The sequence below is a fragment of the Klebsiella sp. JN_Kp126 genome (assembly GCF_033843325.1).
Lineage (GTDB): Bacteria > Pseudomonadota > Gammaproteobacteria > Enterobacterales > Enterobacteriaceae > Klebsiella > Klebsiella michiganensis.
In genome coordinates, this window is the sequence record NZ_JAWXQV010000065.1 from 1 (window position 1) to 14,219 (window position 14,219).

The 14,219-nt window shown below is 57.0% G+C and carries 15 protein-coding genes and 1 pseudogene; 4 read left to right on the forward strand and 12 right to left on the reverse strand.

The genetic code is table 11. From position 1 onward, the window contains the following. Positions 1 to 118: 118 nt before the first annotated feature. A complete protein-coding gene (locus tag SIK97_RS15600) occupies positions 119 to 886 on the reverse strand; it encodes a phytanoyl-CoA dioxygenase family protein (protein ID WP_057174232.1) in 768 nt (255 codons plus the stop codon). A gap of 252 nt (positions 887 to 1,138) precedes the next feature. Between SIK97_RS15600 and SIK97_RS15605 the strand changes: the two genes are divergently transcribed. Continuing rightward, positions 1,139 to 1,972, forward strand: a complete 834-nt coding sequence (locus tag SIK97_RS15605; RefSeq protein ID WP_069684205.1) for a helix-turn-helix transcriptional regulator — start codon at positions 1,139 to 1,141, stop codon at positions 1,970 to 1,972. Between the two features lies 1 nt (position 1,973). Here the strand turns inward: SIK97_RS15605 and SIK97_RS15610 are convergent, their stop codons facing one another. Together SIK97_RS15610 and SIK97_RS15615 are read right to left on the reverse strand one after the other, a co-directional pair. Then, complete coding sequence (locus SIK97_RS15610) at positions 1,974 to 2,876, reverse strand: GGDEF domain-containing protein (RefSeq protein ID WP_025106240.1); 903 nt, start codon at positions 2,874 to 2,876, stop codon at positions 1,974 to 1,976. Between the two features lie 132 nt (positions 2,877 to 3,008). Beyond that, positions 3,009 to 3,323 carry a hypothetical protein gene (locus tag SIK97_RS15615; RefSeq protein ID WP_057174185.1) on the reverse strand — a complete coding sequence of 105 codons (315 nt, stop codon included), beginning with the start codon at positions 3,321 to 3,323 and terminating at the stop codon, positions 3,009 to 3,011. A 110-nt stretch (positions 3,324 to 3,433) separates the two neighbouring features. Here SIK97_RS15615 and SIK97_RS15620 point away from each other — a divergent pair. Next, a pseudogene (locus SIK97_RS15620) lies at positions 3,434 to 3,577 on the forward strand (DUF2938 family protein); the annotation flags it as partial. A gap of 70 nt (positions 3,578 to 3,647) precedes the next feature. Here the strand turns inward: SIK97_RS15620 and SIK97_RS15625 are convergent. After that, positions 3,648 to 3,962, reverse strand: a complete 315-nt coding sequence (locus SIK97_RS15625) for a chorismate mutase (protein WP_014228778.1) — start codon at positions 3,960 to 3,962, stop codon at positions 3,648 to 3,650. Between the two features lie 76 nt (positions 3,963 to 4,038). After that, positions 4,039 to 4,575, reverse strand: a complete 537-nt coding sequence (locus SIK97_RS15630) for a helix-turn-helix transcriptional regulator (protein ID WP_047724119.1) — start codon at positions 4,573 to 4,575, stop codon at positions 4,039 to 4,041. Positions 4,576 to 5,267: 692 nt separating this feature from the next. Here SIK97_RS15630 and SIK97_RS15635 point away from each other — a divergent pair. After that, positions 5,268 to 5,969: an oligogalacturonate-specific porin KdgM family protein gene (locus SIK97_RS15635; protein ID WP_025106232.1), complete on the forward strand. Its 702-nt coding sequence runs from the start codon at positions 5,268 to 5,270 to the stop codon at positions 5,967 to 5,969. Positions 5,970 to 6,037: 68 nt separating this feature from the next. Beyond that, entirely contained in the window at positions 6,038 to 7,747 is a 1,710-nt protein-coding gene (locus tag SIK97_RS15640; RefSeq protein WP_057174114.1) for a pectate lyase, read from the forward strand. A gap of 65 nt (positions 7,748 to 7,812) precedes the next feature. On the opposite strand, the gene hpxK is transcribed toward SIK97_RS15640, so the two are convergent. From hpxK to hpxU, 7 genes are all read right to left on the reverse strand, one after another. Next, on the reverse strand, positions 7,813 to 9,075 hold the full coding sequence (gene hpxK / locus SIK97_RS15645; RefSeq protein WP_049101184.1) for an allantoate amidohydrolase: 1,263 nt from the start codon (positions 9,073 to 9,075) through the stop codon (positions 7,813 to 7,815). Further along, positions 9,072 to 10,313, reverse strand: a complete 1,242-nt coding sequence (locus tag SIK97_RS15650) for a pyridoxal-phosphate-dependent aminotransferase family protein (RefSeq protein ID WP_057174116.1) — start codon at positions 10,311 to 10,313, stop codon at positions 9,072 to 9,074. The genes hpxK and SIK97_RS15650 overlap by 4 nt, the downstream gene beginning before the upstream one ends. Before the next feature lie 10 nt (positions 10,314 to 10,323). Next, positions 10,324 to 11,064 carry an amino acid ABC transporter ATP-binding protein gene (locus tag SIK97_RS15655; protein ID WP_032749658.1) on the reverse strand — a complete coding sequence of 247 codons (741 nt, stop codon included), beginning with the start codon at positions 11,062 to 11,064 and terminating at the stop codon, positions 10,324 to 10,326. Further along, entirely contained in the window at positions 11,045 to 11,701 is a 657-nt protein-coding gene (locus tag SIK97_RS15660; protein ID WP_014228771.1) for an amino acid ABC transporter permease, read from the reverse strand. The genes SIK97_RS15655 and SIK97_RS15660 overlap by 20 nt, the downstream gene beginning before the upstream one ends. Continuing rightward, a complete protein-coding gene (locus SIK97_RS15665; RefSeq protein WP_014228770.1) occupies positions 11,701 to 12,366 on the reverse strand; it encodes an amino acid ABC transporter permease in 666 nt (221 codons plus the stop codon). The genes SIK97_RS15660 and SIK97_RS15665 overlap by 1 nt, the downstream gene beginning before the upstream one ends. Positions 12,367 to 12,375: 9 nt before the next feature. Further along, positions 12,376 to 13,161: a transporter substrate-binding domain-containing protein gene (locus SIK97_RS15670; protein WP_014838043.1), complete on the reverse strand. Its 786-nt coding sequence runs from the start codon at positions 13,159 to 13,161 to the stop codon at positions 12,376 to 12,378. 214 nt (positions 13,162 to 13,375) lie between these two features. Beyond that, positions 13,376 to 14,215 (reverse strand): MurR/RpiR family transcriptional regulator HpxU, encoded by an 840-nt coding sequence (gene hpxU / locus SIK97_RS15675; protein WP_032749663.1) that lies wholly within the window; start codon positions 14,213 to 14,215, stop codon positions 13,376 to 13,378. Positions 14,216 to 14,219 lie beyond the last annotated feature (4 nt).

Consider the following 14,219-nt stretch of genomic DNA (forward strand, 5'->3'; position numbering starts at 1 on the left):
TTGCCGTTTTGTAGCCCGGGCAAGGCGCTTGAGCCGCGGCCCGGGGAAATAGCACCGCGCCCGCTCAGACTTCCCCCGGTCGCGCTGCGCTTACCGGGGCTACAATTCCATGCGATTTTTACGCCACCCCCAGCAGCCATTTCTGCGCGGGCGTCAGGCGGCTGGCGGTTTCCGGCGTCAGCCAGCGCTGCTGATCCTGCTGCGCGGTATCCGCTCTGTCGATATATAAGCCGTGCAGCACGCGCCTTCTGCTGCCGACGCGGTTGCGCGTCCCGCCGTGCCAGGCGTGGGCGTTATAAATCATCACGCTGCCCGCCGGCGCGGCGAACACCACCTCATCAGGATGCGCCAGCTCCGGGTCATCCAGCACCGCTTCCGGCAGCTCCGGACGCAAATGGGTGCCGGGAATAATGCGCGGCGCGCCGTTTTCAGCGCTCAGATCATCGATAGCCCAGATGGTATTCACCAGATGCACTTTCGGAAAATCGTGACGCGGCTTTTTCCAGTCCGCATGCAGCGGCTGATGGCCGCCGTTGAACAACGCTTCCCGCGCGTTCAGGCTGGAGACTTTAAAATCCCCCTGAAAAACATGCCGACAGGCGGAGAGAATCAGCGGATGGGACCAGACCTTTTCCCAAATCGCGCCTTTGTTAATCAGGTTGGCGATGCGGGTTGCCGTCGCTTCCTGGTGGTGCTCGATCGCCAGATTATCGCCTTCTCTCTCGACGATGGCGTCGATAAGCGCGCGCATCGCCGCCAGCCACTCCGCGTCCGCCACGTTATGCACAACGGTGTAGCCCAGGGTATCCAGCTCCTGTTTCATTGCCGGGCTCAGCGCAACGTTCGCCCCCAGCGCATCCAGATAAACCGCAGATTGTTGTTCCATATTTATATTCCTTAACTTATCGATAACACAAAACAAACTCTAATCGGCGGCGGGTGGGAATACATGAGGGCAAAACTACGAAAAACTGGACGAGCGTACGCGGCAGGGAAAAGTGTGATGGCCATCAAAATCCAGCTTTTTCCCCCTTCCTGCAGGGCAATCATTAGCGAAGCCGCCTGATACAGAACAAACCTGTGCAAATAAAATAGATTATAATCAACAGGATAATTGCTCTCTTCTAAGGCATACGGAATGATTGACGATCTGGCGGATATTTTAAATCGTTTAGTAAATCAGAAAGATAATCTGCACGTCAGGTTCCCCGACCCGGATATCTCCGAGCCCGCGCTGGCGTTTAAGGTGCCCTTTCCACGGCTGGAAATTGTGCTCGAGGGTGAGCTTAAGGAGAGCGGGCTGCCGCTGTCGGAGACGATGCTCTCCGCCTCGCAGGTACTCTACGTTCAGGCGGGTAAATGGACGCTGCCGGAATGGACCGCGCCGGCGTCGACGTTAAGCATTCTGTTTGGCCGCCAGAAGCTCGGGTTTTGCGTTCAACACTGGGACGGCAGGCAGCTGCGCACGGAAAAGCAGAATGTCGCCCGCCTGGGGCCGCGCGTGGGCTCCTACCTGCTGCTGTCGCTCAATGAAATCTGCCTGCAGCCGGACCCGGTAACCGCCAGGCTGGTGGTCGCGGCCCTGTTGAGCCACTGCCTTGAGCAGCTGGTCGGACTGGAGATGCGCGTCAGCCGCAGCCGCGATCTGTTTCTGGCGGTACAGGATTATCTCGAAGAGCATCTCAGCCAGCCGCTGACCCGCGAGTCGGTAGCGAAGCGTTTTCATATTACGCCCAACTACCTGTCGCATATATTCCAGAAATCCGGCTCCGTCGGTTTTAATGAGTTTCTCACCACCGTCCGCCTGGAAAAGGCGAAAAAGCTGCTGCGCGGCTACGATCTCAAGGTCAAAGAGATCGCCCACAACTGCGGTTTTGTCGACAGCAACTATTTCTGCCGGGTGTTTAAACGCTACACCGAGCGCTCGCCTTCCGAATATCGTCGCCACTGCCGCAGCGCGCAGCAGGGATAGTTCACGCGGCCCATTCAACCCGTCCGCGGCCGTTATTTTTCGCCTTATAGAGCGCGTCATCGACCTTTTTAATAAACAGGTTCTGCGGCTCGTCTTTATGGCGCAGACCGACGCCAATGCTGATTGACAGCGGGTTATCGTGGTTGATCAGGATCGCGCGGGCGTTTTGCAAAATCGACTGCGCCAGTTCATCCACTTCCTGCGCCGACAGGCCATCGACAATAATGGCAAACTCTTCTCCGCCAATCCTCGAAGGCAACACCTTATCGCTGGTAAGCTTCGCCAGCTGTTTGCCAAGGGCAAACAGCACTTCGTCCCCCACCAGATGTCCCCAGGTGTCATTAATTTTCTTGAAGTAGTCGATATCCACAATCATCAGCGCCAGCCTGCGCCCCTCCTTCTCGCGGATGGTGTCGATAAAAAAGCGACGGTTGGGCAGCTGGGTCAGCTCATCCTTGAGCGATTGCGAACGCGCGTCGACGTACAGGAGATTGATGCGCTCAATAATTTTGTAGACCCCGACCGCGCTCAGCAGCATGCCGGACAGGCGCAGCAGATCTTCGCAGTAGTACCCCATCCAGCGCGGCTGGTGGAATATTTCGTCCATCAGATCGAAAGTGCCCCCGGCAATCCACAGCAGCAGGCCGTAGCGTACCCAGTTAACCGCCACGTGGTTCATCCGCACCTTGGTCGAACTCCAGAGCATAAACAGCAGAAATAGCAGCGCCAGCAGATCGATATACATCCCTGGATTGGTCAAAATTTCGCGCCAAGGCCCCAGCGGCGGCGAGACGAACGCGCACAGGCTCGATACGACGACGATCGCCAGCATTGCCGGAAGAATATGCGTTCGAGAGATAGAGGAAGAGGGTTGAATATGGATGTTTTTTTCGCGTTCGGGCATGGTCAGGTCTCATTACAGCGCGGCTTGCCGGGTTTTTAGCATAACAGCGCAGAGCGTTTGCGCGAACTGTAAAGGTGCGATGCCGGGCGACGGGCGCGGATTTCCTGGTCCGCCGCAGACTCAGCCTCATGGCTATCTCGAACTATCAGCTTCAACGTTAACGCTGACGTTCAGTCTCTTCGCCTCCATGGTTATTATCTTCCGGGCAAGGGCCCTGTCGCCGCCGTGCACCCGATCTATCAGCGCCTGGACGATTGTCATCATGAGAAAGTGCTGATTAGCCGGACAGAAATCGGTCATATCAATCCCGCAATCCGCCAGCTGCTGGTGCGCATCGCGCTCTGTCTGCTCAATGGTTTCAATCACTTTCTCTTTCATATGCTCGATACGCGCAAAAACCACGCGATTAATGATTTCGATTTGCTCAGGCGTAAAATTTTTTTCCATCATTATGCTCTCGTCAAAGTATAAGGTTCTTAATTAGCTGACCAGCCTCAGCTCTCTCGCCACAATCCTTTTAAACTCTTCACAATGCCTGTGCTCCGGCTGCGTGCAGCGTACTTCAGCCCGCATTGGGCTTCGGCATTGCGGCGTCGCAAACACCTCGCCCGTGGCTGGCTCGCTTGCTAAGCGTGCTCACACATCTGGCCTGGGGATTCGGGCTCTATATCGCGGCACTGGCTATCAGAGCGTGGGGATAATAGCTTAGCAGCCCGTCGGGGGTCAGAATGAGGCTAACTGACCCTTCACGCCAGGAGAATATCGTGTGGGTCACTCACCCAACACACCGTTACTTTTTTGCCGCTGTAGCTGATTATGTTGCTCAAGCTCATATTCAATGAATGCATCTATCATGGACCGATACACTTTCTCAATAATCACTTCGGGTAACCCTGCGGCAGCCGCCTTTTCGCGAACCCGATCAATAACCTGCTGCACGCGCGCGGGAGCACGAACGGCGGAGTGGTCAGTTTTGAATGCGGCAGCGGCTTTAACGCACTCAGCACGTTGAGCAATCAGGCTAACCAGTTCGCTATCAATCGAATCGATCTGGCTTCTGACATCGGCAAGGGTGGAAAACGTCATCACTTTGAACCTTTAAACTAGTACAATGGCTCAGAATAATATCTCAAATTTCGCCAGATTCCAGCCCTGCGTTTATTCAGAAAGCGCTGGTACGCATAGCCGCATAGAGGGAGCAGAGCTCCTGCAGGCTTTTGGTTCCCATGCGCTTCATCAGCCGGGTACGCTGGACGCTGACCGTGGACGGGCTGACCCCGCGGATACGGGCAATATCATCCAGAGAATGGCCGCGTAAACTGAGCCTCATGATCTGTTGCTCGGCATGGGTAAAATTAAACGTATCGGGCAGATAAGCAACGCTCTGGTTCTGGGCCGATAACAGGCCCATCACTTTTAACGCCTGACGCAGCTCTTCGACCGTCAACCTCTCTGACAAACAGAGCTTTAACAGGCCCGGAAACAGCCGGTTGATGGTCTCAAAATGGCGCTCAGAGGTGATGAAGATGGCGTAGTGCTCCGGCGGATGGCGAGAGAACAAAGCATATATCTCCTGGATATCCATCCCGCAGGTGACATACACGCAGTTGCTTAACCCCGCATCCGCGCCATCGCTCAGCGTCTGCACTATATTCTCTACGCCAGAAATAAATACACGATCCTTTCCATGAATAGTCATCTTGAAGTCCCGAGGTTACCGTCTTTTATTATCCTTCCATATGGATACTTTTCGGAGAGTGTTATGTCGTCAGTCTGGCAGATCAATACCGCCCTCTTTTCCGTTTAGCTTTCGTTTAGCTTAAAGGAATCGGCAGTACTGGCTTCGGTTTAACCATTGAAACCATCTAACTACTTTTAAGTTTTAACAAACTGAGCGTTTAAAAATATAGGAATAAGATTACCGTCAATTCACAAAAAATCCTTATATTCGCAAATAAAAACGCAAAATAGACCCAAAGAAACCACTCAACACACTGATTTAAAATAATAATTAATTATTAGGATTATCTTTATAAATGACATAAAAAATATTTACCCTCTGTTTTTAATATTCAGATCCCGATCTCAAAACATCATTTCATTTTGTGTAAAAGTAATTTTCAATAAAATTACGAACAGTACTAATTAGTCATCACCAGGGAATAAAGAATAATGTGTGGTGAATCCCCCTAAGCGGCGGGGTCATGCTGAATTGAGGAATGCCCTCATCGACGTTTCGTTTTTATAGACGAATCAGGAAGTCAGCGCCTGATTCACCGGGAGGCACCCGGCACCACACTACCATCTAATAATTTCATTTGTATCGTTCTGCCTGCTTTACGGCAGGTAATTTCTTGTACCTTTGGAAAATAAAAAAAGTAGAGGCACCCTATGTTTCGTTCCTTATTATTAGTCACGATCCCTTTTATCAGTATTGCTGCCCACGCGGTGACATTTGATTATCGTCATGAAACCAATGACAAAGCCGGCAATAATCATAAAGACAGACTGCTGATGTCTCACCGTTTTGCCAATGGCTTTGGCCTGTCGCTGGAAGGGAAATGGAAAGGTTCACAGGATAAAAATAAAGCCTATGATGAAACCGTCAGTAACGGCACCGAAGTGGTGGCGAGCTATGTGCATAAAATAAATAAAACCTTCCAGATTGAGCCCGGCTTCTCTCTGGATACCAGTTCGTCCTCAAACAACTATCGTCCCTACCTGCGCGGTAAAGCGAATCTGACCGACGATGTCAGCGCCTCATTGCGCTACCGACCTTACTACAAGCGCAATTCAGGCAATATCGGCACGTCTAAAGACACCTCGGAGAACGGCTATAATCTGACCAGCGTTCTTTCCTGGAAATTCCTCAAAGATTATCAGCTCGATTATGAACTGGACTATAAAAAAGCCAACTCCGCCGGGGTTATTTTAGCGGATAACGAAAGCTATGACTGGACCCATGATTTTAAGCTAACCTATAAATTTGATAAAAACTGGTCTCCTTATATGGCCATCGGCAACGTTTCCGGCAGTAAAGCCACCGATGAACGCCAAACGCGTTATCGCGTTGGTGTGAAATACTCCTTCTGATAACTTCCTGTCAGCCAGATAATAAATAAGGGTTTTATTAAACCCTTATTTTCATTAAGAGGATAATAATGAAGATTGCAAAAATCACCCTGGCATTGGGCGCTCTGAGTCTCTTCTCACTGAGTGCTGGCGCCCAGGAGAACGCGCGCCTGAGCAGCGTAAAGCAGTTCGCTGACGTCGTGCTGGATAAAGCGGGAGATCGGTACGGCCATCACTCTCCTCTGCTGGCCAATGGCGTGGATCCTCGCACCGGCAAGCAAATGGAATGGGTCTTTCCGGACGGTAAAGTGACCGTGCTGTCGAACTTCTCGGCCCAGCAAAATTTGATGCGGGTGCTGGTAGGGTTAAGCAACCTGACCGGCGAAGCAAAATATAAGCAGCGGGTCGCGGAGAATATTCGCTACTACTTTGACCACTATCAGGACGCCAGCGGGCTACTGCTGTGGGGAGGCCATCGCTTTGTTGATTTGAAAACGCTGCAGCCTCAAGGCCCGAGCGAAAAGGAGATGGTCCATGAACTTAAGAACGCGTATCCCTATTACGACATGATGTTTGCCGTCGATGACAAGGCCACCGAGCGCTTTATCAAGGCTTTCTGGAACGCTCATGTTTACGACTGGAAAACGCTGGAAACCAGCCGTCACGGGGAGTACGGCAAAGCGATGGGCGCGCTCTGGCAAAGTGATTTTGTCCAACAGCCGCCCTTTTTCGCCACCAAGGGCCTGAGCTTTCTCAATGCCGGCAACGACCTTATCTACTCCGCATCGCTGCTCTATCAATACGATGGTGACGCTGGCGCGCTGACGTGGGCGAAGCGTCTGGCCGAACAGTACGTTCTGCCGCGAGATAAGAAGACCGGGCTGGGCGTCTACCAGTTTACCCAACCGCTAAAACGCGCCGACACCACCGATGACAGCGACACGCATTCGAAATACGGCGACCGCGCGCAGCGTCAGTTTGGCCCCGAACTGGGCCCGGATGCGCTGGAGGGCAATATGCTGCTGAAGGGCCGGACCAGCACGCTCTACTCAGAAAATGCGCTGATGCAGCTTGCCCTGGCAAAATCGCTCGGCAAAGACGGTGACGATCTCAAAAAATGGACCCTTGATGGCCTCAAAGCCTTCGCGACCTACGCTTACGATGAGCAGAACAATACCTTCCGCCCGATGCTGGCCAACGGCACGGATCTCTCCGGCTATGCGTTAAAACGCGATGGCTATTATGGGAAAAAAGGCACGGTGCTCAAAGCCTATCCGGCGGGAAATGAATTTCTTCTCTCCTACGCCCGCGCCTGGACGCTTGAACCGGATCGTGCCATCTGGAAAGTCGCCCGCGGCATCGCGAAAGGCCAGGGTTTAGGCGATATCGGTGAACCCGGCGGCGCAAACCGCAGGCTGAATAACCAAACGGAGAACCATCAGCCGTATGCGATTTTCGCGCTTATCGACCTGTGGCAGGCTACCGGGCAGCAGGACTATTTGACGCTGGCGGATCGCATCGGCGCGAACATCATCAACAAGCAGCGCCTCAACGGCTTTTTTGTCGATGACCCTGAGGCCGAATATGCCAGTATCGATAGTATTGCCCCCTATGCGCTTCTCGCCCTGGAAGCCGCCTTCCGCAACACGCCGGACGCGGTGGCGCCGTTCCTGAACGGCGCGGGATTCACCGAGGGTGCTTATCGGCTGGCTGACGGGACGGTTCGCTACTCCACGCGAGATGACGAGCTGTTCAGGCTCAGACCCGGCGAACAGCTTAAACCGAACGGCAAAAGATAAAACAGGCCCCCACCGTGGTGGGGGGTTGCGCTATGCCCGGTTTACCAGAAGCGAAACGATAGCCGCTACTTCCCGGCATCCAGCGCCGACACCGCGCGCGAATAGGCCGCTATCGCCAGCGCCACATCGTCGGCGGTGACCGACTCCGCGGGATGATGGCTGATGCCGCCTTTGCAGCGCACAAATAGCATCGCTGACGGCCAGCGTTCGGCAATGGCGATGGCATCATGCCCGGCGCCGCTCGGCAGCGTCAACGAACGCCCCTGCACCGCCTGCACCGCCTCGCTCAATACCTGCTGCAATCCGCTATCGCAGGCGGTGGCGGCAATACGGTAAAACTCTTCGGCACTGAACCGCAGCTGGCGACGAGAGGCAATGGCCTGCGCCTCCTTCAGCAGCGTATCCAGCAGCGCATCCAGCGGCTGGTCGTGCGGCCCGCGAATATCCAGGGTCAGCGTAACGTCGCCGGGTATCACGTTAACCGCGCCGGGCGCGCAGCGCAGCGTACCCACCGTGGCGACCCGGTTTCCGCCCTGCTCGCGGGTCAGGGTCTCTACCCGCACCATCCACTCGGCGGCGGCGGCCAGCGCATCTTTCCGATGACTCATCGGCACGGTCCCGGCGTGTCCCGCCTCGCCGGTAAAGCGGCAGTTCAGGCGACGCGCGCCGTTGATCGCCTCGACCACCCCCAGCGCCAGCCCTTCCTGCTCGAGGCACGGCCCCTGCTCGATATGCAGTTCCAGGTAGGCGGCAATCTCCTCCGGGCGGCGGGCGGCAAGATGAATGCGCGCCGGATCCAGCCCCGCCAGCACCATCGCCTGCGCCACGCTGACGCCGTCGGCATCGGTCTGCGCCAGCCAGCTCTCGGGCCAGGTACCGGTTATCCCGCGGCTGCCGAGCAGCGTAATACCGAAGCGCGTCCCCTCTTCATCGCAAAAGCCGACAATCTCAATGGCCTGTTTCAGCCTCCGCCCCTGTTGATGCAGACCGTGCACCACTTCGATCGCCGTGAGTACGCCGAGCATCCCGTCGTAGCGCCCGGCGTTGCGCACCGTATCAAGGTGCGACCCGAGCAGGATGGCGGGCGCTCCCTCCTGCTCTCCCTCGTAGCGGCCGCAAATATTGCCGACGCTGTCCTGCCAGACGGTCATTCCGGCCTGGGTCATCCACCGCGCCGCCCGCTGGTTGGCCTCGAGATGCTGTGGGGAGAGATAAACCCGAGTCAGGGCATCCGGCGTTTCGCTGATCGCGGCCAGCTCATCGGCGCGGGCCATCACCCGCGCCGCGGCCTGCTGCATTTCCGCCTGCTGGCGTTGTGCTGGACTCATTGGGCGCTCTCGCTGCGATAGTGATCCCACGCGGCCTGCATCGCCGCGCCCTGAGTGGTGGAGAATTTGAGATAGTTCAGCACCGACTCCAGCGCGCTGAGCGTGGTCATCACGCAGTCTTTACGCGCGTTGTACCCCATGGTGCCGATCCGCCACACTTTGCCGTGCAGCGGGCCGAAAGAGGTACCGATTTCAATACCGAAATCTTCCAGCATCAGCTTGCGCGCCTGGTCGCCGTTGATACCCTGCGGGATAACGACGCCCAGCACGTTGTTCATCTTATGTTTCAGGTCGCCGAAGGTCTCCAGCCCCATCGCCTGAATGCCTTTGACCAGCGCGTCGCCGTGCAGCTTATGGCGGGCAATGCCGTTATCCAGCCCCTCCTGGAGGATCAGCCGTGCGCATTCGCGGGCGCCGAACAGCGCGGTAGTGGCCTCGGTATGATGGTTAAGGCGCTCCGGCCCCCAGTAGTCCATCACCATGCCGAGATCGAAATAGTTGGAGTAGATCATCTCCTCGTCGCCGTCGCGGTGGGCATCAGTGCGAATCCCCTCTTCCACGCATTTGCGGCGGCGAATCGCCTCTTCCATGCGCGCGCTGAGGGTAATCGGCGAGGTGCCGGACGGGCCGCCAAGGCACTTCTGCATCCCGGCCGAGACCGCATCCAGCCCCCAGGCGTCGGTTTCCAGCGGGTTACCGCCCAGCGAAGCGGTGGCGTCGGTGTAAAACAGTACGTCATAGCGGCGGCAGATATCCCCCAGCTCCGCCAGCGGCTGCAGCATCGTGGTGGAGGTGTCGCCCTGCACCGTCAGCAGCAGGCGCGGACGAATACGTTTGATGGCATCCTCCACCTGGTCCGCGGTAAACACCTCACCCCAGGGCACTTCAATGGTGTGCACTTCCGCCCGGCAGCGGCGGGCGATTTCGCACAGCAGATGGCCGAAGCGGCCAAACACCGGCACCAGCACCTTGTCCCCCGGCCGAATAGCCGAAACGAGGATCGCCTCAATCCCGGCCCTTGAGGTTCCGTCCACCAGCATCGTCCAGCGGTTTTCGGTACGAAATACGCCGCGGTACAGCGCCATCACTTCGTTCATATAGTGGGTCATCGCCGGGTCGTACTGGCCGATCAGCTGGCTCGACATGGCGCGCAGCACGCGCGGGTCGGCGTTAATCGGGCCGGGCCCCATCAGCAGGCGCGACGGCGGATTGAGTTGCGGAAACTGAGTGATATCCATCTTTAAGTCCTTATTGATTGAGGCCGCGCACGGAGGAAATAAACTGCTTCAGTTCGCTGGTCTGCGGGTTGGCGAACAGCGTTTTGCTGTCGCCCTGCTCCCAGACGCGTCCCTGATGCATAAACACGACGCGGTCGCCCACTTCGCGGGCAAAATTCATTTCATGGGTCACGAGAATCAGCGTCATGCCCTCCGCCGCCAGCTGCTCCAGCACCTTAAGCACTTCGCCAACCAGCTCCGGATCCAGCGCCGAGGTGATCTCGTCACAGAGTAAAACTTTTGGCGACATCGCCAGCGCGCGGGCAATCGCCACGCGCTGCTGCTGGCCGCCGGAGAGACTCGACGGGTAGTAATCGAGCCGGTCGCCCAATCCAACCTTTTCCAGCATCCGCTGGGCCAGTTCACGGCACTCGGCGGCGCTCTTCTTCAGCACCCGACGCGGCGCCAGCATCACATTTTCCAGCGCCGTCATATGCGGAAACAGGTTAAAATTCTGGAACACCATGCCGACAGAGCGGCTGATCTCCCGCGCCTGCGAGTCGCGGTCGGTAATGGTCATCCCGCCGAGCTTAATGCTGCCTTCCTGATAGCCTTCCAGGCCGTTGATGCAGCGCAGCAGCGTGCTTTTGCCCGACCCGCTGCGGCCGATAATCGAGATCACTTCGCCCATATCGATATCCAGATCGACGCCCTTGAGCACGTGGTTATCGCCGTAGTACTTCTGCATCTGATTAATGGTGATGAGAGGCATTGAATTTGTTCTCCAGATGACGGCTGTAGCGGGACAGCGGGTAACACAGAATGAAATAGCCCAGCGCCACCAGCGCAAAGACTTTAAACGGCTGATACGTCACGTTGGTCAGCATCGTTCCCGCTTTGGTCAGCTCGACGAAGCCGATAATCGACGCCAGCGCGGTACCCTTGATCACCTGCACGGCAAACCCCACCGTCGGGGCGATGGCGATCCGCAGCGCCTGCGGGGCGACGACCCGATACAGCGTCTGGCCAAAGCTCAGCCCCAGACAGCGCGAGGCTTCCCACTGCCCTTTTGGCAGGGCGCGGATGCTGCCAAACCAGATATCGAGCAAAAAGGCGCTGGTATACAGCGTCAGCGCCAGCGACGCCGCGGTCCACGCCGAAACGTCGATGCCGAACAGCGCCACGCCGAAAAAGGCGAGAAACAGCTGCATCAGCAGCGGCGTCCCCTGAAACAGTTCGACATAGCCGCGGATCAGGCGTTTTACCTGACGCCCGCCGGTCATGCGCAGCAGCAGGAGCGGCAGCGTGACCAGCGCGCCGCCGAGAAACGCCACCAGCGACAGCAGCACCGTCCAGCGCCCGGCCAGCAGCAGATTGCGGACAATGTCCCAATCGGTAAAGGTGGTCATCATGCCTGCACCCCCAGCCATTTACGTCCCGCCGCCATCAGCAGCTGACGCATCGTTATCGACAGCGCTAAATAAATCCCCGTCGTCACCAGATAGACCTCAAAACTGAGGAAGGTGCGCGACTGAATCAGGTTAGCGGCAAAGGTCAGCTCTTCATAAGAGACCTGCGACACCACCGATGAACCGAGCATGACGATGATGCACTGGCTCACCAGCGCCGGATAAATGCGCTGCAGCGCGGGCGGCAGAATGACCTGAATAAAGGTCTGCGTCCGGGTCAGCCCCAGTACGCGCCCCGCTTCCCACTGACCTTTCGGCGTCACCTGAATCCCGGCGCGCACGATCTCGGTACTGTAGGCCCCAAGATTGACCACCATCGCCAGCAGCGCGGCCTCGCCCGCCGTCATCTTCAGCCCCAGATTCGGTAAGCCGAAGACGATAAAAAACAGCTGTACCACAAACGGCGTGTTGCGAATCAGTTCGACATACCCGCCCCAAATCCGGCTGAACCACGTGGGTCGCCCGCTGCGGATGGCGGCGCCGAAGATGCCAATCGTCAGGCCACCTATCGTCGCCAGCACCGTCAGCTGAATGGTCACCCACAGCCCCGCCAGCAGCTCCGGCCAGTGCGGCCAGAGCGCAGAAAAATGAAGTTGCTCCGTCATGCCCGGACCTTACGCGCCGAGGCTGGCAGGCAGCGGCGCTTTCAGCCACTTCTCAGACAAACCGTTCAGGGTGCCGTCTTTTACGCCCTGCTCAATCAGCGCATCCACTTTCGCCTTCAGGGCCGGTTGGTTCTTTTTCAGGCCGATAAAGCACGGCGAATCCTTCAGCATAAAGCTCGGCACCGGGGCCTTGTCAGCGTTCTGCCGAGAGATGGCCGCCACCACCAGGTTGCCGGTGGCCACATACTGCACCTGGCCAGATAAATAGGCCGACAGCGTGGTGTTGTTATCTTCGTAGCGCTTAATCTGCGCCTCTTTCGGCGCCACGCTGGTCAGCACCATATCTTCCACCGCGCCGCGGGTCACGCCCACGCTTTTACCGCTCAGCGCCGCCGGGTCTTTCAGCTCCGCGCCTTTCGGGCCAAATACGCCGAGGAAGAACGGCGCATAGGCGCGGCTAAAGTCGATCACCTTTTCGCGCTCGGCGTTTTTACCGAGGCTGGAAATCACCAGGTCCACCTTATCGGTTTGCAGATAAGGCACGCGGTTGGCGCTGGTCACCGGCACCAGCTGCAGCTTGAGCTTCATCTCTTTGGCGAGATAGCGCGCCATATCGATGTCGTAGCCCTGCGGCTGAAGGTCGGTGCCCACCGAGCCAAACGGCGGGAAATCCTGCGGCACCGCAATGCGGATCGTGCCGCGCTTTTCAATATCCTGGAGCTGGTCAGCTTTCGCCGCCGGGAGGTTGGTTAACAGACAAGCGGCCCCGGCCAGTGCGATCAACAGTTTCTTCATGATGTTTACCCGTTACGTTAGCATGAAACAAAAGATTCTTTGAAGTCACTTTTGCAACTAATGTGCCAGATAAAGCGCCGCGCATCGGATTAGCACGCCGCTTGGCTAAGCGAACGTAAAACAAGGGAAATTGAGGAATCAAGAGGGAACGACCGCGCGTTCCTCCATTATTTTATCGCACCAAAACCATGCAAAGCACCACGCTGGCGCCCCATTATCGTTGTTCCAGCTCGTCCAACTGCTGATAAAGGGTGGCGATGTCGTGAATGCGCGGGCGGCCTTTATCGAGAATTTCGTGCAGAAAGGCGTTCGACAGCAGATTGATCAGGCTATTGACCGAGGCGTAGCTGTCGTAGGCCGATACGCTATCCAGCGGCGCGCAGAGCCGCCAGCGCGCCAGCGGAAACAGGCCGTGGGCCTGCGGCTCGCACATCAGCAGCGCCGGAATGCCGCTGCTCTGCAGCTGCAGCAGCAGCGGGCGAATAATTCGCGGGCGGCGGCGGAACGCCATTACCACCACCAGATCGTCGGCGGTTAAGTCCACCAGCTCTTCGCTTAAGCTTTGTCCCGGCTGCGGCAGCACCAGCACCTGCCCGCGTGCCTGCAGGAGCTGCTGGCGCAGATGCAGCGCCGCCGGATAAGCATTGCGCATGCCGATAATCACGATACGCCGGGCGCTCACCAGCGCCTGAATCGCCTCGGCGAACTGCTGGACATCAAGGGCGTTAACCCACTGGGTCAGGTTGGCCATCTCCTGTTTATAGTGGCGCGCCAGCAGCGTGTTGCCCTGCACCGCATCGCGATTATCGGTCAGCGGCATTCCGCTCTGGCGCAGGGTGCGCAGCTCATCGCGCATATCTTTATATTTTTCATAGCCCAGGCGCTTGAACAGCCGGCTGACCGTGGCTTTCGATACGCCGCTCAGCTGCGCCAGCTCGGCGCTGTTGTAGCTAATCAGGTCATCAAAATGATCGAAAATAAAATCCGCCACCCGCTGCTCCTGGGGCGATAATGACGGGTACTGCTCTTTCAGTCGTTCATCAAGCTGTTGCATAAGA

Coding starts and splice junctions, on each gene's coding strand:
- SIK97_RS15600 (WP_057174232.1), bottom strand. CDS start 886: ATGGAACAACAATCTGCGGTTTATCTGGATGCGCTGGGGGCGAACGTT.
- SIK97_RS15605 (WP_069684205.1), top strand. CDS start 1,139: ATGATTGACGATCTGGCGGATATTTTAAATCGTTTAGTAAATCAGAAA.
- SIK97_RS15610 (WP_025106240.1), bottom strand. CDS start 2,876: ATGCCCGAACGCGAAAAAAACATCCATATTCAACCCTCTTCCTCTATC.
- SIK97_RS15615 (WP_057174185.1), bottom strand. CDS start 3,323: ATGGAAAAAAATTTTACGCCTGAGCAAATCGAAATCATTAATCGCGTG.
- SIK97_RS15625 (WP_014228778.1), bottom strand. CDS start 3,962: ATGACGTTTTCCACCCTTGCCGATGTCAGAAGCCAGATCGATTCGATT.
- SIK97_RS15630 (WP_047724119.1), bottom strand. CDS start 4,575: ATGACTATTCATGGAAAGGATCGTGTATTTATTTCTGGCGTAGAGAAT.
- SIK97_RS15635 (WP_025106232.1), top strand. CDS start 5,268: ATGTTTCGTTCCTTATTATTAGTCACGATCCCTTTTATCAGTATTGCT.
- SIK97_RS15640 (WP_057174114.1), top strand. CDS start 6,038: ATGAAGATTGCAAAAATCACCCTGGCATTGGGCGCTCTGAGTCTCTTC.
- hpxK (WP_049101184.1), bottom strand. CDS start 9,075: ATGAGTCCAGCACAACGCCAGCAGGCGGAAATGCAGCAGGCCGCGGCG.
- SIK97_RS15650 (WP_057174116.1), bottom strand. CDS start 10,313: ATGGATATCACTCAGTTTCCGCAACTCAATCCGCCGTCGCGCCTGCTG.
- SIK97_RS15655 (WP_032749658.1), bottom strand. CDS start 11,064: ATGCCTCTCATCACCATTAATCAGATGCAGAAGTACTACGGCGATAAC.
- SIK97_RS15660 (WP_014228771.1), bottom strand. CDS start 11,701: ATGACCACCTTTACCGATTGGGACATTGTCCGCAATCTGCTGCTGGCC.
- SIK97_RS15665 (WP_014228770.1), bottom strand. CDS start 12,366: ATGACGGAGCAACTTCATTTTTCTGCGCTCTGGCCGCACTGGCCGGAG.
- SIK97_RS15670 (WP_014838043.1), bottom strand. CDS start 13,161: ATGAAGAAACTGTTGATCGCACTGGCCGGGGCCGCTTGTCTGTTAACC.
- hpxU (WP_032749663.1), bottom strand. CDS start 14,215: ATGCAACAGCTTGATGAACGACTGAAAGAGCAGTACCCGTCATTATCG.